The sequence below is a fragment of the Pseudomonas sp. GD03862 genome, from assembly GCF_029840855.1.
Classification (GTDB): Bacteria; Pseudomonadota; Gammaproteobacteria; order Pseudomonadales; family Pseudomonadaceae; genus Aquipseudomonas; species Aquipseudomonas alloputida.
Genome location: NZ_JAOCDI010000012.1, coordinates 106779 through 123517, shown reverse-complemented (window position 1 = coordinate 123517; position 16739 = coordinate 106779). Strand labels below are relative to the sequence as shown.

At 62.6% G+C, this 16739-nt stretch carries 18 protein-coding genes; 8 read left to right on the top strand and 10 right to left on the bottom strand.

The genetic code is table 11. The features are described from left to right. Positions 1–22: 22 nt before the first annotated feature. Together N5D53_RS10875 and N5D53_RS10870 are read right to left on the bottom strand one after the other, a co-directional pair. Positions 23–223 carry a DUF1289 domain-containing protein gene (locus tag N5D53_RS10875; RefSeq protein ID WP_010954468.1) on the bottom strand — a complete coding sequence of 67 codons (201 nt, stop codon included), beginning with the start codon at positions 221–223 and terminating at the stop codon, positions 23–25. Positions 224–231: 8 nt separating this feature from the next. Beyond that, positions 232–549, bottom strand: a complete 318-nt coding sequence (locus tag N5D53_RS10870; protein ID WP_003256033.1) for a hypothetical protein — start codon at positions 547–549, stop codon at positions 232–234. 314 nt (positions 550–863) lie between these two features. Between N5D53_RS10870 and N5D53_RS10865 the strand changes: the two genes are divergently transcribed. Further along, positions 864–2609, top strand: a complete 1746-nt coding sequence (locus N5D53_RS10865) for a BCCT family transporter (protein ID WP_064492996.1) — start codon at positions 864–866, stop codon at positions 2607–2609. Between the two features lie 80 nt (positions 2610–2689). On the opposite strand, the gene N5D53_RS10860 is transcribed toward N5D53_RS10865, so the two are convergent. Continuing rightward, the gene (locus N5D53_RS10860; RefSeq protein WP_014590658.1) at positions 2690–3169 is read right to left on the bottom strand and encodes a VOC family protein; all 480 of its coding nucleotides are present in this window, start codon (positions 3167–3169) and stop codon (positions 2690–2692) included. Positions 3170–3365: 196 nt separating this feature from the next. Between N5D53_RS10860 and N5D53_RS10855 the strand changes: the two genes are divergently transcribed. Further along, complete coding sequence (locus N5D53_RS10855) at positions 3366–4016, top strand: TIGR04211 family SH3 domain-containing protein (protein ID WP_104961455.1); 651 nt, start codon at positions 3366–3368, stop codon at positions 4014–4016. Between the two features lie 66 nt (positions 4017–4082). Here N5D53_RS10855 and N5D53_RS10850 read toward each other — a convergent pair whose 3' ends face one another. Then, complete coding sequence (locus N5D53_RS10850) at positions 4083–4961, bottom strand: LysR family transcriptional regulator (RefSeq protein WP_003256039.1); 879 nt, start codon at positions 4959–4961, stop codon at positions 4083–4085. Positions 4962–5117: 156 nt separating this feature from the next. On the opposite strand from N5D53_RS10850, the gene argC reads away from it, so the two are divergent. Both argC and N5D53_RS10840 read left to right on the top strand, forming a co-directional pair. Next, on the top strand, positions 5118–6059 hold the full coding sequence (gene argC / locus N5D53_RS10845) for an N-acetyl-gamma-glutamyl-phosphate reductase (RefSeq protein WP_104961454.1): 942 nt from the start codon (positions 5118–5120) through the stop codon (positions 6057–6059). Positions 6060–6135: 76 nt separating this feature from the next. Beyond that, positions 6136–6822, top strand: a complete 687-nt coding sequence (locus tag N5D53_RS10840) for a GNAT family N-acetyltransferase (protein WP_020190494.1) — start codon at positions 6136–6138, stop codon at positions 6820–6822. A gap of 111 nt (positions 6823–6933) precedes the next feature. Here N5D53_RS10840 and N5D53_RS10835 read toward each other — a convergent pair whose 3' ends face one another. The 5 genes from N5D53_RS10835 to N5D53_RS10815 all read right to left on the bottom strand — a co-directional run bounded on the left by N5D53_RS10835 (position 6934) and on the right by N5D53_RS10815 (position 11423). Further along, the gene (locus N5D53_RS10835) at positions 6934–7689 is read right to left on the bottom strand and encodes an ABC transporter permease (RefSeq protein WP_104961453.1); all 756 of its coding nucleotides are present in this window, start codon (positions 7687–7689) and stop codon (positions 6934–6936) included. Further along, the gene (locus tag N5D53_RS10830; protein ID WP_190869456.1) at positions 7689–8894 is read right to left on the bottom strand and encodes an ABC transporter substrate-binding protein; all 1206 of its coding nucleotides are present in this window, start codon (positions 8892–8894) and stop codon (positions 7689–7691) included. Before N5D53_RS10830 ends, N5D53_RS10835 begins: the two co-directional genes overlap by 1 nt. Continuing rightward, positions 8881–9702: an ABC transporter ATP-binding protein gene (locus tag N5D53_RS10825; protein WP_190869457.1), complete on the bottom strand. Its 822-nt coding sequence runs from the start codon at positions 9700–9702 to the stop codon at positions 8881–8883. The genes N5D53_RS10830 and N5D53_RS10825 overlap by 14 nt, the downstream gene beginning before the upstream one ends. Beyond that, positions 9699–10763 carry an acyl-CoA dehydrogenase family protein gene (locus tag N5D53_RS10820; RefSeq protein WP_104961450.1) on the bottom strand — a complete coding sequence of 355 codons (1065 nt, stop codon included), beginning with the start codon at positions 10761–10763 and terminating at the stop codon, positions 9699–9701. The genes N5D53_RS10825 and N5D53_RS10820 overlap by 4 nt, the downstream gene beginning before the upstream one ends. A 99-nt stretch (positions 10764–10862) precedes the next feature. Beyond that, complete coding sequence (locus tag N5D53_RS10815) at positions 10863–11423, bottom strand: carboxymuconolactone decarboxylase family protein (protein ID WP_029615376.1); 561 nt, start codon at positions 11421–11423, stop codon at positions 10863–10865. Between the two features lie 102 nt (positions 11424–11525). On the opposite strand from N5D53_RS10815, the gene N5D53_RS10810 reads away from it, so the two are divergent. Next, positions 11526–12446, top strand: coding sequence for an AraC family transcriptional regulator (locus N5D53_RS10810; RefSeq protein ID WP_190869458.1), 921 nt, complete (start codon positions 11526–11528; stop codon positions 12444–12446). Positions 12447–12515: 69 nt separating this feature from the next. Here the strand turns inward: N5D53_RS10810 and N5D53_RS10805 are convergent, their stop codons facing one another. After that, positions 12516–13919: a cytosine permease gene (locus N5D53_RS10805; protein WP_104961447.1), complete on the bottom strand. Its 1404-nt coding sequence runs from the start codon at positions 13917–13919 to the stop codon at positions 12516–12518. A gap of 316 nt (positions 13920–14235) precedes the next feature. Here N5D53_RS10805 and N5D53_RS10800 point away from each other — a divergent pair, with 316 nt between their 5' ends. From N5D53_RS10800 to N5D53_RS10790, 3 genes are all read left to right on the top strand, one after another. Continuing rightward, on the top strand, positions 14236–14721 hold the full coding sequence (locus N5D53_RS10800) for a flavin reductase family protein (RefSeq protein WP_010954485.1): 486 nt from the start codon (positions 14236–14238) through the stop codon (positions 14719–14721). A gap of 80 nt (positions 14722–14801) precedes the next feature. Next, the gene (locus N5D53_RS10795; RefSeq protein WP_019438211.1) at positions 14802–15842 is read left to right on the top strand and encodes an LLM class flavin-dependent oxidoreductase; all 1041 of its coding nucleotides are present in this window, start codon (positions 14802–14804) and stop codon (positions 15840–15842) included. Between the two features lie 264 nt (positions 15843–16106). Then, positions 16107–16703 (top strand): amino acid synthesis family protein, encoded by a 597-nt coding sequence (locus N5D53_RS10790; RefSeq protein WP_003256068.1) that lies wholly within the window; start codon positions 16107–16109, stop codon positions 16701–16703. Positions 16704–16739 lie beyond the last annotated feature (36 nt).

Below are 16739 nucleotides of genomic sequence, written 5' to 3'. Positions count from 1 at the left end.
GCTGCGTCTATTGCACGCAGGTTCAGCCGGCATTCTGCCGCTTGGCCGCCTTTTTGGCGATAGCCTTCATTCGCGTCGCCGCACGCTGCACAGTGGCCATTTTCTCGGGCCGCTTCATGCCCCGCCACTTGCGGATTTCGTCACGGGTACGGCCGCAGCTCACGCACAGTTCGCTGTTGAGCTGGCATAACGAGACGCAGGGGTTGTCGATGTCTTTGGCCATGCCACTGCTCAGCCAGGCAGTTCTGCCCGCGCACGTTCACCTGCGCTGTGGAACACCTGGCGCACTTCCTCGGCCTTGACCTTGGTTACCGACCTGGCTGCCAGCAACTCTTCGACCACGCGCAAGCCCTGCTCCAGGGCTGTTGCCAGTTGCTCGGCGTCGGAGGCGTCAGCGATATCACCCAGATAAGGAGCGATGAGATACACGTAACGGTCCTGCAGCTTGAGCGCTTCCAGCGCGTCGAGGGCTTTCTGGAACCGATCGGCAGCGGCAGGGCTCATGCTCAATTTATCGAAATGAATCAGGCTCACACGGTCAGTGGCCATTATGACGAATCTCCGTTTCCTGGTGCGGCCAGGCCCGCAAGCAGCAGCGCTTCTACGATGCTCGTATGTGCGGTCCCGGGTTATGCCCATCAGGGTACCAGAAGCCGAGGCAGAAAGGGCCATTGCCCCCAGAACTAAAAGTATTTGCCAAGTCGCGCAATGGACGCCCCATGGCGTTATGGGGACATGAGCCGCTATCTGCTGCGCAGGATAATCCCGCCAGCAATCCACCCCGCCGAGGCCGTCATCGTGCTCGGCAGCCCACACAACAAGCCTGCGCGTCCAGGCAATACACAAATGGGGCCTCATCATACATGGCAAAGGAACACATCCCCGAAACACTCGATCTTGGCGTCACAGACCCCTCGAAAACCGCAGAAGCCCGCCAGGATCGACATTTCGAGGGCAAGCTTGACTGGATCGTCTTTGGTTTCACCAGCCTCCTGGCCATCGCTTTCGTGCTCTGGGGCTTCCTCAACCAGGCCAGCCTGGCCAGCAGCGCCTCCAGCGCGCAATCCTGGGTCATTCTCAATTTCGGCTGGTTCTTCGTGCTCACCTCCTCCCTCTTCGTGGTGTTCGTGCTGTGGCTGGCCGCCAGCCGTTACGGGCGGGTGCCGCTGGGCCGCGATGGCGAACAGCCAGAGTTCCGCACGGTGTCCTGGGTCGCGATGATGTTCAGCGCCGGCATGGGCATCGGCCTGATGTTCTTCGGCGTGGCCGAGCCGCTGTCGCACTACATATCGCCGCCGCCCGGCTCGGCCAGCGGGCAGACCAGCGAAGCGATGCAGGTGGCAATGGCCACTACCTTGTTCCACTGGACCCTGCACCCTTGGGCCATGTACGCCATCGTCGGCCTGGTAATCGCCTACGGCACCTTCCGCCGTGGCCGCTCGCAGCTGATTTCCGCCGCCTTCCGGCCGCTGATCGGCAAGCACGCAAACGGCCCTCTCGGCCGCCTGATCGACATGATGGCGATCTTCGCCACGCTGTTCGGCTCGGCCGCCTCGCTGGGCCTAGGGGCGCTGCAGATTGCCGGCGGCCTGGAATACAACGGCTGGATCGAAAGCCCCGGTAAACTGTTCTACATCTCGATCATCACCCTGCTGACCATTGCCTTCGTGACCTCGGCGGTGTCGGGCATCGGCAAGGGTATCCAGTGGCTGTCCAACACCAACATGGTGCTGGCCCTGGTGCTGGCGGTGTTCGTGTTCATGGTCGGGCCGACGCTGCTGATGCTCAATCTTTTGCCGACCTCGCTCGGCATCTACATCAAGATGCTGCCGGAAATGATGGCCCGCACCAACGCCAGCGGCGGCGAGCAGATGAACAGCTGGCTGGCCGGCTGGACCGTGTTTTACTGGGCCTGGTGGATCTCCTGGACGCCTTTCGTGGGCATGTTCATCGCCCGCATCAGCCGCGGTCGCACCATTCGACAGTTCGTTACCGGGGTGCTGCTGGTGCCAAGCCTGGTCAGCCTGGTGTGGTTCACCATCTTCGGTGGCGCCGCCATCGAGGCCGTGCGCGAGGGCGCCTTCCAGCTGGCCAACGGTGCGGTCAACAGTAACCACGCGCTGTACCAGTTGCTGGACAGCTACCCGCTGGCCTCGGCAACCTCGGTGCTGGTGATGATCCTGGTGGGCATCTTTTTTGTTTCGGGTGCCGACGCCGCCTCGCTGGTGATGGGCACGCTGTCGGAACACGGCACCACCGCGCCATCGCGACGCACAGTGATTTTCTGGGGGACGCTGACCGGTACGGTGGCGGCGATCATGCTGGCGATCGGCGACCCAGGCAACCCTGGCGAGGCGCTGACCGGGCTGCAGAACTTGACCATCGTCGTGGCCTTGCCATTCGTGGTGGTGATGGTGCTGCTATGCCTGGCGCTGTACCGCGACCTGCGCAAGGACCCGATGATGCTGCGCCACCTGCGCGGCAACGAGCTGATCGAGAAGGCCGTACTGTATGGCGCGGTGAAGCATGGGGAAGAGTTCTACATTGTGGTGCAGGAGAAGAAGGCGTCGGCCAAGACAGCGGCAGAGGCCGAAGTAACCAGCAACTGACGGCGTCAACCCGAAGACCACGGGCTGCTACGCAGCCCGTTCGCGATGCGAGACCGCGCCTGCTGAAACATGGATCTGCTTCAACCTTTCAACGCCGCCGCTATCTTGGCCACATCGATCTTGCCCATCTGCATCATGGCCTCGAACGCACGCTTGGCCGCCGCACGGTCGGGGTGGCCGATGGCTTCGATGAGGATGCGTGGAGTGATCTGCCACGAAATCCCCCATTTGTCCTTGCACCAGCCGCAAACGCTGGCCTCGCCGTCGTTGCCGACAATGGCATCCCACAAGCGGTCGGTCTCTGCCTGGTCCGCGGTACTGACCTGGAACGAAAACGCCTCACAGTGCTTGAAGGCCGAGCCGCCATTGAGCCCCACGCAAGGGATACCCATTACCGTGAATTCCACGGTGATCACATCGCCCTGCTTGCCTGAAGGGTAATCGGCGGGTGCCTGGTGCACAGCGACAACCCGGCTATCGGGGAAAGTTCGGGCGTAGAAGTTCGCCGCCTCTTCGGCATCGTGGTCGTACCACAGGCAGATGGTGTTCTTGGCAGTCATGGTCTTGCTCCAAGATCGAAGGTGAGCCTTGAGTCTAGCCTCATAGCCCCGACGTACCGGTTCTGCAGACATTTCCGACATCAGGTAATGAACCTGCTGACAAAAAAACGGTCTTTCGCTGACGGTCAACTCACCGACCGGTTCATCGGCCCAGTCACCGGGCCTACTTTTTGTCCTGTTTCAGCGAAGACTTAACATGCCCGATTCCCGCCCAAATGCTTCCGCCCTTCCTGCCCTGCGCATCGGCCTGATTGCCGCCTTGGTGAGTCTTGTCGCACCCGTGCACGCCGAAGAGCCTGCCAGCGACGCACGCTGGGTCAGTGACAGCCTGAGCACCTACGTGCGCAGCGGCCCGACCGACGGGCACCGCATTGTCGGCACGCTCAAGTCCGGGCAGAAGCTGACCCTGCTCGGCAGCCAGGGCAATTACAGCCAGGTGCGCGGGCAGAACGGCGATGTGGTGTGGATCCTCAGCAACGACCTGCAGACAGTGCCCGGGCAGAACGAGCGCCTGCCATTGCTCGATGCCCAGGTCGCCGAACTGACCGGGCAGTTGAAGACCATCGACGACAGCTGGAAGAACCGCGTACAGGGCATGCAGGAAACGCTTGATTCGCGCAAGCAGCTGATTGACGAGTTGGAGGCACGCAACAAGGCACTGAACGAGCAGCTCGATCAGAGCCAGTCGGACCTGCGCGATACCCAGGCCCGCCTGGGGGATGAGAACAAGCAGGTGATGATGCGCTACATGGTGTATGGCGGCAGCATTGCCGGTGCAGGCTTGCTGGCGGGGCTGATCCTGCCGGCACTGACCCGTGGGCGCAAGAAGAACGATCGCTGGTTCTGAGTTTGGCAAGGCGTCGGGGCTGGAACGTGCGTACCTGCCGCAGGTCTTGCCGCAGCGCAATCGCCCCTACAGCAACCGCTCCAGCGCCTCCAGCACATACCCCGTGGCCCGCTCCACCTGCCCTTCCCGACACGCAATACCCAGCTGCCGCCACAACCCCGGCCGCAGCGGTCGGCGGGCAATGCGCCGGTCCAGTTCGGTCGCCTCCCCCTCCTGCGGCAACAAGGTCGCCCCGTACCCGGCGCCGACCAGGCTTTTGATCGCATCGTTGTAGTTCAGCTCGATCCGCGGTTCGGGGTACAACCCAGCCGCTGCAAACCACTCGCCGGTAACCCGCGACAGCTGGGTGGTGCTGTCGTTGAGAATCAACGCCCGTTGCGCCAGCCAGGCCGGGGTGATCCTGGCCGGTGGCTGCCAGTCGGCCGGCACATACGCCAGGATCGGGTCGCGCCGCCAGGGGGTAACCGTCAGCCCTTTGCCGGCCACCTGCGGCAAGGCCACAAGGCCGATATCCAGCGTGCCCTCACGCAAGCGCGCGAGCGACGCCTGGGAGGTCAGCACCTGAACCTGCACATCGATCCCCGGGTGCTCCACACGCAGGCGCGCCAGCGCCTGCGGCAGCAAATGGGCGATGGCACCGGTGGAGGCGCCCAGCCGCACACGCCCGGTCAACCCTTCGACCTGCCGGCGTACTTCGTCCAGCGCCAAGTCAGCGTCCGCCAGCAGGCGTCGGGCACGCCCCAGCAGTGTTTCACCGATGACGGTAGGCCGCACCTGGCCGCGGGTGCGGGTGAGCAACGGGGCGCCGATACGCGCCTCCAACTCGGCCACGTGCAAGCTGATGGTGGGCGGCGCCAGGTTAAGCTGGCGGGCGGCCTCGGCAAAGGAGCCCAGGTCGGTGATGACCACCAATGTGCGGAGGCGGTCGAGGCTGATTTCGCGCATTGTTCAGAGCCGGCCCTTTTGCGGGTAAACCCACAGGTTCACCACGCGTTTCAAAACTCATTCAGAAAACCTGAATGTATCGATCATCATATTCAAATTTTCATTACCAACGCTACGGGCGAGCATAGGCTATCTTTCCCCAACCGGACCCCGAGCATGCACACCCCTGTTGTTTTCATCGACGGCGACCAAGGCACCACAGGCCTGCAGATCCATGCCCGCCTGCAGGGCCGTAGCGATCTTCGCCTGTTGACCCTCCCCGAGGCCGAGCGCAAGGACCCGCAACGCCGCCGCGAAGCGATCAACAGCGCCGACATCGCCCTGCTGTGCCTGCCCGACGACGCCGCCCGCGAGGCCGTGGCCGCAATCCACAACCCACAGGTGCGGGTGATCGACGCCAGCTCGGCGCACCGCACCGCACCAGGCTGGGTATATGGCCTGCCGGAGCTTGACGAACAGCAAGCCGAGCGCATCGCGCAAAGCACGCGTGTCAGCAATCCCGGCTGCTATCCCACCGGCGCCATCGCGCTGCTGCACCCACTGGTCAAGGCTGGCTTGCTGCCTGCGGACTACCCCCTGAACATCCACGCCGTGTCTGGCTACTCCGGCGGTGGTCGCGCGGCGGTCGAGCGGCACGAACAGCCCGGCGCCGCCAAAGCGCCGGCGCTACAGCTGTATGGCCTGGAGCTGGCGCACAAGCACGTACCGGAGATCCAGCAGCACGCGGGGTTGTCGGCGCGGCCGATGTTCATGCCCGGCTATGGCGCCTACCGCCAAGGCATCGTGCTGAGCATTCCGCTGCAGCTTCGCCTGCTGCCTGGACAGGTCAGCGCCGAGCATTTGCAAGCCTGCCTGGAACAGCATTACCAGGGTGCCCGCCATGTTCAGGTGATGCCTCTGCATCAGAGCGGCGCTGCGGCAAACCTCGACCCCGAGGCATTGAACGACAGCAATGACCTGCGCCTGGCGCTGTACGCCAACCCCGAGCATGGCCAGGTACTGCTCACGGCGGTGTTCGACAACCTGGGCAAAGGTGCCTCTGGTGCTGCCGTGCAGAACCTCGACCTGATGCTCGGTGCCTTACAGGCACACGGCTGATACGGCAAAAACGGTTAGACTGTACAACCCGCGCCAACACAGCGCGGGTCGTATTCTCATCCGCCGGAGCCCCCAGATGTTCATCCTGAGCCGCCTCGACAGCGTGCCGCCCGAATCTTTCCAGAACCAGATCCGCGAGCTGGTCATTCACAATGTCGGCGATTTGAGCAGTGTCGCCATCGCCGTCGACAACCCGCTGTACCCGCTGTACCAGTACGGCGTCGGCATGGAAGTCCACCAGTACCTGCAAGCGCTGGACGGCACCCGCGGTCTGGCCGTGGCGCTTACCCTGGCGCTGGATGCCGAAGCACCGGACCAGTTGCTGGGCTTTGCGCTGTCGCTGCCAGCCCAGGACGATGGGCAGGCCTGTGCATTGGCCTTTCTGGCCGTGTGCGCCAGCCATCGCCGCCAGGGCATCGCCCGTGCTCTGCTGGGCGACCTGCGCTCACGCCATGCCTGCGTAGAGCTGAACGCCTTTGCCAACCAGGTGCCGTGGTTCGAGGCGATGGGCATGCAAGTGGTGGCCGCCAACGGCCCGCAGGTGCTGATGAGCAGTACCGGCCACCCCAGTGGTGCGCTGATCGGGCGCCTGGACATTGCGCCGATTTATCAGACGGCTGAAGTGCTGCAGATTCACACCTATCTGCTTAACCAGCAGGGTGAGGATGCGATGATCGAAGCGGAGCAGATGCGCGATGAGCGGCTGGATGAGCTGACCGCTCAAGCCCAGGAATGTGTGCGCCAGCGCAAGAACGTGCATTGATCCAAAGGCCTGTTCGCGGGCTTGCCCGCTCCCACAGGAATACCGTAAGGCCCAAGGCCGGTGATGTACCTGTGGGAGCGGGCGAGCCCGCGAAGAAGCCCCATTGGCCTTTCAGCCATGCACCCAGCGCCGATGCAGCCCACGCGCCAGGGCATCCAGCACAAACCCCAGCACGCCAATCAGCAGCACCATGGCCATCAGTTCGGAATACGCCAGCCGGTCACGGGTATCAAGAATGAAATACCCAAGCCCCGCACTCACCCCAAGCATTTCGCACGGCACCAGCACAATCCACAGAATACCGATGGCCAGGCGCACCCCCGTCAGCACGTGACCGATCACCCCCGGCACAATCACCTTGCACAAGGTTTCCCAGCGCGTGGCACTCAAGCTGCGGCTCAGTTGCAGCCAGCGCGGGTCCAGTTGGCGCACCCCAGCCGCCGTGTTCAGCAAGATCGGCCACAACGCGGCAAACGCCAGCAGGAAGTAGATCGGCTGGTCACCCACGCCCATCAGCATCACCACCACAGGCATCCACGACAATGGCGATATCATGCGCAGAAACTGAAATGCCGGCGTGGTCGCTGCCTCCAGGTGCCGGTAGCTGCCTACCAGCAAGCCCAGCGGCACGCCCATCAGCAGCGCCAGCAGCAGCCCAATCAGGATGCGCTTGAGGCTGACCCAGATATGCCCATAGACCTCGCCCTGCCCCAGCAGCTCGACCAGGCTGGCCAAGGTTGCCGCCGGCGAAAAGCGCGCCGACAGGCCGTCGGCCTGGCCGAACATTGCCACACCGACCCACCATAACAGCAACAAGGCCAGCAACCCGACCAGCCCAAGGCCGGCATGTACGACATGCGTGCGCATCAGACCGCAAACTCCTCGCTACGCTCGAAGTTGTCGGCAATGCCGAACACCGACGGGCCACCCACTGTCGCGATGGCATTACGCACGAAGCGATCGTCGACCAGGTCGCGGGCGGCATACGCCGGATCCAGCCCGGCAAGAAACGCATTGTCGCCTTCGATCAGGGTGGTTTTCAGGCGCCTGACCAGCTCTTCGGTGTAACTCGGGAACGGGTATGGCTGGAAGTCGATGCGTTTTTCGTCCCACTGCTGATGGCGAATGGCGCCACTGGCAATGTAGCCAGCACGGTCTTCGGCGGCGGGCGCCAGGACCTTGGTCAGCACCGCAGGCTCGTGCGGGGTGTACTTGTTGGGGCCCGCCCTGGACAGCAGTGCGGCGGCTTCGGTGCGATGGTCACGGGTCCATTGCTGGGCCTTGACGATGGCGTTGACCACTTTCTGCGACCACTCCGGGCGGTTATTCAGGTCATGCTCGTGCATGAACACCACGCAGCACGCATGGTTGCGCCATACATCGCCGGTAAAGCGCTGCACGCGGCCCACCTTGAGGTTCTCGGCCAGTGCGTTGAACGGCTCGGCAACGATGTAGCCGGCAATGCGCTTGCTGGCCAGAGCGGGTGGCATGTCGGACGGTGGCAGCACCAGCAGGTTGACCTCGTTGGCGGCCAGTTGCGCATTGGCCGGCTTCGACACGGGCGTCAGGCCGTTGTCGTTGAGCAACTGTTGCAGTACCACATTGTGGATCGAGTACCAGAACGGAATGGCCACTGTCTTGCCACCAAGCTGTTTCACGTCGGATATATCCGGCGCAACAGTCAGGCCCGAACCGCCCACGTGGTTCCAGGCCACCACCTTGGCTGGCACCTTGCTGCCATAGCGCGCCCATACCGTCATCGGCGAAAGCAGGTGAATGACATTGACCTGGCCGGAGATGAATGCCTCGATCACCTGCGCCCAGCTGCGAAGCAGCACCGGGCGCTCGGCCTTGATGCCTTCGGCCTCGAACAGGCCGTTGTTATGTGCCACCAGCAGCGGCGTGGCATCGGTGATCGGCAGGTAGCCGATGCGCACCGGCGCGTCCGGCTCGGCAGCGGCACGCGCCTGCAAGCTCGACAGCAACGGCAATGCACCGGCAGCAGTGAGCATGGCGCCGAGCTTGAGAAAGTCACGACGCGAAGAAGAGGAACAGCAGTCATCCATGCACATGGACAGCCTCCGAGGGCAACGAGGTTGGGGTAGGTTCGACTGTGCGGCTTGCCCGCCGAAGGGTTTTGAGGATTTCGATACGCAAGGCGCCAAGTTCTTCGACCCGCTGCGTCCGTGGTTGCGGCAGGTCAATGTGCCACTGGCCGAGGATGTGCGCTGGGTGGTTGCCCAGTAGCAGAACCCGGTCTGACAGCAGCAGGGCTTCGTCGATATCGTGAGTAATCAGCACGGCCGCGGTCTTGTGCGTGGCGATCAGTTGCAGCAGCAGCTGCTGCATGTCGGCGCGGGTCACCTCATCCAACGCACCGAAGGGTTCATCCAGCAGCAAGACTTCGGGCTGGCGTGCCAGGCAGCGGGCCAGCGCGGTGCGCTGGGCCATGCCGCCAGACAACTGCGCCGGGTACTGGCCACGCGCGTGGGCCAGGCCCACCGCCGCAATCGCATGGTCGATGCGTGCACGGCGTTCGGCATCCGCCAGCTTGGGCTGACGGGCGAAGTCCAGGCCGAAGGCGACGTTTTTCTCCAGGCTCAGCCATGGCAGCAGGCTGGGGTCCTGAAAGGCCACCGCCAGACGCGGGTGCGGCCCCTGCAGTGGCTGGCCGTGCAAGCTCACGCTACCGCCGCCAGGCAGCTGCAGGCCTGCCAGCACCCGCAGCAGGCTTGACTTGCCCACACCACTGGGGCCAAGGATGCTCACGACTTCACCTGGCGCCAGCTGCAGGTCGAACTGCGCCAGCACTTGTTGCCACCCCCCCTCACGCGGGTAGCCCAGGCGGATGTCACGGGCCTCCAGCAACACTGCGCTCATGCAACGCCCGCCTGGCGTTGCAGCTCGGCGCGCAATTGCACCAGGCTGGGCGTGACGATCGGCACGAAGGCCGACTCCCGCCAACGGCGGGCAAACCCTTCGCCGTATTCGCAGAGGTAAGCCTTGCCGCCACTGGCCTGCAATTCCAGTTGTACCGCGTCGGCAGCACTTTCAGCCAGGATGATGCGCAGCTTGAACAAGGCCGCCGGCTGCTGCTGGAAGCGACCTTCGAGCAAGCCCTGCTTGAGTTCGCAGACGGTGTTTTCCAGGCGTTCGCTAAGCACCTGACGGGCTTCGTCGAGGAACGAGGCTCGGCCATGCAGGTGCGCCTGAACCTCTTCCAGCGCTCGTCGCGCCAGGCCAATGGCCATGCCACATTGCAGCGCCAGGAATGCCGGGCGTACCCGTGGCAGGAATTCGCGTGCATTTTCATGCAGCAGCCAGTCGCGCGCCAGCGGCACCTGGTGAAAAGCCAGTGCTGCCGTATTGCTCGACTGCAGGCCCATCAGTTGTAGATCATCAGAGCGCTCAAGGCCTTGAGCGTCGGAAGGAATGGCCAGCACAAACGGCGCGCCGCCGCCTTCATCCTCGATGGCCGCCGCCACCACGAAGCCGCTTTTACGCAAGTTGGTCACCCAGTGCAGTCGCCCTTCCAGGTGCCAGCCATCGGCTGCCGGGCGGCCACGCACCTGCAGCGCTTCGATACCGGACAGGAACTTCATGGCGTTGGACAGCCCGGTGGCACCGGCCAATTCACCGGTCAACAGCCGCGGCAGCAGGCGCTCACGCAGGGGCTGGTTAGGGCTGTGCAGCAGGTATTCGATGAAGGCACGCTGGCCCCAGCAGACGAAAGCCGCGGCCAATGAGCGGCTGGCAATGGCGGCGATGGCCTCGACCGCGTCGGTCACCTGCCCGCCCGTACCGCCCAGCGCTGGGTCGACCCCCGTGCGCAGCAGCTGCGATTCTGCGATCTGCGCCAACACCTGCTGCGGCTCGCACAGGCCCCGGTCGATGGCCTCGGCATTGGCATCCAGCCAGTGTCGAAATGCACAATCTTGCATGGTCTTGCTCCTTTGATAACGCCGGGGCCGCTCTGCGGCCCGTTCGCGGCACAAGGCCGCTCCTACAACGGCCTGGTAATGGCCATTATCACAGGTGGACTACGCAGAAGGCTGCCAGCGGTATTTGCCAAGCTCTTCGTTGAGTGGCGTCTGGGCGAAAACATTAGCAAAGTTGCACAGGGTTGCGAGGCTTACACCCAGAATCACCTCCAAGGCGTTGCCTTCACTGAAGCCGGCCTCACGAAAGGCCTGGTAGGTGGCTTCGCTGACATTGCCACGGGTGGCGATCACTTCGCGGGCAAAGGCGGCCAGGGTTTCGTAGCGGGCGTTCGGGAGTTCGCCACGGGCACGCAGAGCATCGACCACCTCCTGCGGCAGCTTGGCCTTGTTCAGCGCGACGGCCGTATGGCCGGCCACGCAAAAGTCGCAGCCATGCTGGGTGGCCGCGATCAGTTGCACCACTTCACGCTCGGCCAGGCCAAGCTCAGACTTGCCATTGAGTGCCGAAACGGTCACGTAGGTTTCAAGCGCCGCCGGGGCGTTGGCCAGCACACCAAGCAGGTTGGGGATGAAGCCGGAATTCTTCTGCGCGTTCTCAAGGAACGGCCGTGCCGCTTCCGGGGCGCTCTGCAGCGTGTGTAAAGTAATGCGCGCGGACATGCAGTGATCTCCTTTGATGAGTGTCACTACAGTCTGTTGGTTATAAGAACTACCCTCCATATTCGTCAGTCGCCTTCCCTTGCTCCTGAGTCTTTGCATTAGATGATTTCGTCCAGCCCGCTTGTCGATTGGTTATTAGAAAGCCTGGAGCTCGATGCCAGCCTGTTTCATGTAGGCCGCTATTGCGGCGGCTGGCATGCCAGTACCCAAGGCATGGGCCGGGCCAGCTTTCATCTGGTGGTGCAAGGCCATTGCTGGCTGCACATTGACGGCCAGCCGCAGGCCATTCGCCTGGAGAAAGGTGATGCCGTGTTCCTGCTGCGCGACCTGGCCTATCGCTTGTCCAGCGATCAGGACCAGGTCGACGCCTGTTCCCAGCCGCGCCAGGCCATGCAGGCGCTGGATAGCCAGGCCGCCGACGGCGTTGGCTTGGTCTGCGGCTTCTTCCATTTTCAGTCGGGCCTCTGCTCGCTGATTGTCGAGGGTCTCGCTGACTGGATCTTGTTACGCGCTGAAGATCCCAGCGGCAGCGCAGCGCGGGCGCTGTTCGGGCTGATCCTGGAAGAATGCCGGCGAGATGCTGGGCCATCACAGATGCTACTGGAACGGCTGACGCACTTGTTGTTCCTGTACGTGCTGCGCCAGCAGGTGCACGCAGGGCAATCGCTGGGCGGGCTGGTCGCCCTCGCCCGCCAGCCGGCATTTGCCGGATTGCTTGAGCAATTGATCGAGCAACCGGGGCAAACCTGGACCATGGAGAACATGGCCGCTTGCACCGGGTTGTCACGGTCGGCTTTTTTCAAGCGTTTCAGCGAGCTGGCCGGGCAGTCACCGGGACAAGTGCTGCTGGCGCTGCGCATGCGCCATGCCAGCCAGTTGCTGCAGGCGGGGCATACCGTTGAGCAGGTGGGCGCGCAGGTGGGGTATCAGTCGGTGGCCGCATTCACCCGGGCGTTCGCCAAGGCAGTGGGGGTGCAGCCGGGGGCGTATCGCAGGCAGCATGACGGGCGCGGGCATGCCTGACCCAGCAAAGCGCGGAAATCGACCAAGCGGCCATAGTCGGGGCTGCTTAGCAGCCCCATGTTGCAGTTGTCAGTCGTTGACGCTGATAACCCGCGCACTGTTAACCGCCTTTCCGCGTGTGGCCAGGCAGTAATACAGCGGCACCGTCACCAGCAAGCCGAACAGCCACGACAGGTCGGCCCCTTCGACAATGTTCGAGTACGGCCCCACATACAGCGAAGTATTGGCAAACGGCAGCTGCACCAGGATGCCGCAGGCATAGGCAATGATCGCGTGGTGGTTGAAGCGGCCATAGATGCCGCCGTCTGCACTGAAGATCGAGGCGATGTCGTACTGGCCCTTCTTGATCAGGTAGAAATCGATCAGGTTGATCGAAGCCCACGGCACCAGCACCAGCAGCAGCGCCAGGATCAGGCCGATGAACTGGCCGATGAAGTCCGCCGAGGCATTCAGTGCCACCATCCCGCAGCCCACCAGAATGACCGAGGCCAGGATCACCCGTACCTTGACGCTCGGCGTCCACTCGGCCATGAAGGTCTGGATTGCGGTCACGATCGACAGCACCGCGCCATACAGGTTGAGGGCGTTGTGGCTGATGATGTTGAGCAGGAACAGCACCATCAGGATCGGGCCCAGCCAGCCGGTAGCCTGCTTCACCGCGTCCATTGCGTCGGTGCCTTGCGGGACGCACAACACGGCCACTGCACCAAAGCTGAAGCACAGGATGGTGCCCAGGGTGGCGCCCAGATAGGTAGCCCAGAACGGTTTGGCAATGCCCACTTCACGCGGCAGATAGCGCGAATAGTCTGACGTGTACGGCGAGAAGCTGATCTGCCAGATGGTGCCCAGCGACACGGTGGCGATAAAGCCCGACAGGTTGAATGCGCCGCGGCTGAAGAAGTCTGCCGGCAGGTCCTGGATGAACATCATGATGAAACCGGCCAGCAAAGCCGAACCCATCACCCAGGTACCGATGCGGTTGAGAATGTGGATGAAACGATAGCCGATCACGCCGATGGCAGTAGCGCTCAGGGCGCCTATCACGATTGCGCCAGGCATCGGCACGCTCGGGGCGATGCCGTGGATGGTCTTGCCTGCCAGGACAATGTTGGAAATAAAGAAGCCGACATAGATCAGCGCGGTGAAGAACACGATCAGCAAGGCGCCGTAACGGCCGAACTGGCCACGGCTTTGCACCATTTGTGGAATGCCCAGCTGCGGCCCCTGCGCAGAGGCCAGGGCGATGACCACGCCCCCGACCAGATGGCCCAGGACGATGGCTATCAACCCCCACAACAGGTTCAGGTGAAACACCTGGACCACCATGGCACCGGTGACGATGGGCAGTGGCGCAATGTTGGTACTGAACCAGAGGGTGAACAGGTCGCGCGCCTTCCCGTGGCGCTCGGCAGGTGGAACGTAATCGACCGTGTGATTCTCGACAAACTGGTGTTGCGACGACGGTTGGGACATGGTTTTCAGCTCGAAAGGTCGTTTTTATCTTTGTAAGGAAACCGCATCAAGGCGGCCTCTCAGCTGCGGACCATATTATGGTATTCCAAACTTTTGACAACACTGATCCGCATGAAAAAACGGCCACTGATCCGCTTGCAAAACCCCTGCGACAAACCGCCTCACCGCTCAAGGCCACGGTTTTCGTGGCTTTGGGCCGTTCATCGCGAAAACCTAGGGTTGAAAATTCCGCTTGCAAAATAGGTATTACGGTATACCATCAGACACATCAACGATAAAAACCGCGGACCACCGCAGCCCTTCAGAGGTACTCCCGATGATCGACGCAACTGTCTACAAGAACGTTCTGGGCTCCTTCCCGTCCGGCGTTACCGTCATCACCACCCAGGACGACGACGGCTCGGTCGTCGGCCTGACTGCCAGCGCCTTCTCCTCCCTGTCGATGGACCCGCCACTGGTGCTGTTCTGCCCCAACTACACCTCCGACTCCTACCCGGTACTGATCAAGCAGAAGCGCTTTGCCATTCATCTGCTCTCGGGTGAACAGCAGGCAGAAGCCTACGCGTTCGCCAAGAAGGGCAAGGACAAGGCCAGCGGTATCGAGTGGAGCCTGAGTGAACTGGGCAATCCGATCCTGGCCGGTGCCACCGCCGTCATCGAATGCGAACTGTGGCGTGAATACGAAGGTGGCGACCACGCCATCATGGTCGGCAAGGTGCACAACCTGATCGTCCCGGCAGAAGCACCACGGCCCATGGTGTACTGCCGCGGCAAGATGGCCAGCCTGCCGGCCTTTGCCTGAAGCCTGCAGTTGGACGCAGCCCGCTCCCAAATTGAAGCCCGATTGACTGACGGGCAATAACAAGCGTTGAGGAAAAACCCATGAAATTTTCGTTGTTCGTACACATGGAACGTTGGGATGAACAGGTCAGCCACCGCCAGCTGTTCGAAGACCTGACCGAACTGACCCTGATGGCCGAAGACGGCGGTTTCAGCACCGTGTGGATCGGTGAACACCACGCCATGGAATACACCATTTCGCCAAGCCCGATGCCGCTGCTGGCCTACCTGGCCGCGCGCACCGAGAAGATCCGCCTGGGCGCCGGCACCATCATTGCGCCATTCTGGAACCCGATCCGCGTCGCTGGCGAATGCGCCCTGCTCGACGTGATCAGCAACGGCCGCATGGAAGTGGGCCTGGCCCGCGGCGCCTACCAGTTCGAGTTCGACCGCATGGCAGGTGGCATGCCGGCCACCGACGGCGGCAAGGCGCTGCGCGAGATGGTGCCGGTGGTGCGCAAGCTGTGGGAAGGCGACTACGCCCACGACGGTGAAGTCTACAAGTTCCCGACCTCCACCAGCGTACCGAAGCCGTTCAACGCCACGCCGCCCATGTGGATCGCCGCCCGCGACCCGGACTCGCACAACTTCGCCGTTGCCAATGGTTGCAATGTCATGGTCACCCCGCTGATGAAGGGGGACGAAGAAGTGCTGGACCTGAAGAACAAGTTCCAGGCCGCCCTGGACAACAACCCAGGCGTGCCGCGCCCGCAACTGATGGTGCTGCGCCACACCCATGTGCACAGCCCGGCTGATCCGGAAGGCTGGAAGGTCGGCGCCCAGGCGATCTCGCGCTTCTACCGCACCTTCGATGCCTGGTTCGGCAACAAGACGACCCCGGTGAATGGCTTCCTGGAGCCGAGCCCGGAGTCGAAATTCGCCGAAGTGCCGGCGTTCCAGCTGGAGAACATCCGCAAGAACACCATGATCGGCACGCCGGAAGAGATCATCGCACGCATCAAGTACTACCAGGAACTGGGCGTCGACGAGTTCAGCTTCTGGTGCGACAACAGCTTGCCCCACGCCGAGAAGAAAAAGTCGCTCGAGCTGTTCATCAAGGAAGTGGTGCCGGCGTTCGCCTGAATTCCCATTGCCTGAATCATTGCGGGACGCGCCCGCTCCCGTGGGCCCCTTCGGCCTGCGTGAGCGGGCTTTTTTTTGAAACCTGTGCAGTCCCTGTGGGAGCGGGCAAGCCCGCGAAGAGGCCAGTACAGACAACAGAGAAATCAAGGCATCAGGCCACCTTTCGTCCCCCGGCAAGAGAAATTTCCTGACACCTCTTGCACAACAAATATTATGGTATACCATCAGACAACAAGAGCTGATAACCCTCACCAGGAGCCACCCATGAGTTTCGAAATCCGCAAGATCGTCACCTACTCCGAAGAGACCCGCATCGAAGGCGGCAAGGCCACTGACAAGCCAGTGACCATGGTCGGCCTGGCTGTCGTGATCAAGAACCCATGGGCCGGTCGCGGTTTCGTTGAAGATCTGAAGCCGGAAATTCGCGCCAACTGCTCGGAGCTGGGTGCCCTGATGGTCGAGCGCCTGACTGCTGCCATTGGCGGCGCCGACAAGATCGAGGCCTACGGTAAAGCCGCTGTCGTCGGCGCTGATGGCGAAATCGAGCACGCCTCGGCCGTGATCCATACCCTGCGCTTCGGCAACCACTACCGCGAGGCAGTTCAGGCCAAGAGCTACCTGAGCTTCACCAACAAGCGCGGCGGCCCAGGCACTTCGATCCAGATCCCGATGATGCAGAAGGACGACGAAGGCCTGCGTTCGCACTACATCACCCTGGAAATGCAGATCGAAGATGCCCCGCGTGCCGATGAAATCGTCGTGGTCCTGGGCGCAGCCGATGGCGGCCGCCTGCACCCGCGCATCGGCAACCGTTACATCGACCTGGAAGAACTGGCTGCCGAAAAAGCCAACGCTCAATAACAACAACCAAGACGGGCCGGGGCGTGGCGTGCTTAC

Coding starts and splice junctions, on each gene's coding strand:
- N5D53_RS10875 (WP_010954468.1), bottom strand. CDS start 223: ATGGCCAAAGACATCGACAACCCCTGCGTCTCGTTATGCCAGCTCAAC.
- N5D53_RS10870 (WP_003256033.1), bottom strand. CDS start 549: ATGGCCACTGACCGTGTGAGCCTGATTCATTTCGATAAATTGAGCATG.
- N5D53_RS10865 (WP_064492996.1), top strand. CDS start 864: ATGGCAAAGGAACACATCCCCGAAACACTCGATCTTGGCGTCACAGAC.
- N5D53_RS10860 (WP_014590658.1), bottom strand. CDS start 3,169: ATGACTGCCAAGAACACCATCTGCCTGTGGTACGACCACGATGCCGAA.
- N5D53_RS10855 (WP_104961455.1), top strand. CDS start 3,366: ATGCCCGATTCCCGCCCAAATGCTTCCGCCCTTCCTGCCCTGCGCATC.
- N5D53_RS10850 (WP_003256039.1), bottom strand. CDS start 4,961: ATGCGCGAAATCAGCCTCGACCGCCTCCGCACATTGGTGGTCATCACC.
- argC (WP_104961454.1), top strand. CDS start 5,118: ATGCACACCCCTGTTGTTTTCATCGACGGCGACCAAGGCACCACAGGC.
- N5D53_RS10840 (WP_020190494.1), top strand. CDS start 6,136: ATGTTCATCCTGAGCCGCCTCGACAGCGTGCCGCCCGAATCTTTCCAG.
- N5D53_RS10835 (WP_104961453.1), bottom strand. CDS start 7,689: ATGCGCACGCATGTCGTACATGCCGGCCTTGGGCTGGTCGGGTTGCTG.
- N5D53_RS10830 (WP_190869456.1), bottom strand. CDS start 8,894: ATGTGCATGGATGACTGCTGTTCCTCTTCTTCGCGTCGTGACTTTCTC.
- N5D53_RS10825 (WP_190869457.1), bottom strand. CDS start 9,702: ATGAGCGCAGTGTTGCTGGAGGCCCGTGACATCCGCCTGGGCTACCCG.
- N5D53_RS10820 (WP_104961450.1), bottom strand. CDS start 10,763: ATGCAAGATTGTGCATTTCGACACTGGCTGGATGCCAATGCCGAGGCC.
- N5D53_RS10815 (WP_029615376.1), bottom strand. CDS start 11,423: ATGTCCGCGCGCATTACTTTACACACGCTGCAGAGCGCCCCGGAAGCG.
- N5D53_RS10810 (WP_190869458.1), top strand. CDS start 11,526: ATGATTTCGTCCAGCCCGCTTGTCGATTGGTTATTAGAAAGCCTGGAG.
- N5D53_RS10805 (WP_104961447.1), bottom strand. CDS start 13,919: ATGTCCCAACCGTCGTCGCAACACCAGTTTGTCGAGAATCACACGGTC.
- N5D53_RS10800 (WP_010954485.1), top strand. CDS start 14,236: ATGATCGACGCAACTGTCTACAAGAACGTTCTGGGCTCCTTCCCGTCC.
- N5D53_RS10795 (WP_019438211.1), top strand. CDS start 14,802: ATGAAATTTTCGTTGTTCGTACACATGGAACGTTGGGATGAACAGGTC.
- N5D53_RS10790 (WP_003256068.1), top strand. CDS start 16,107: ATGAGTTTCGAAATCCGCAAGATCGTCACCTACTCCGAAGAGACCCGC.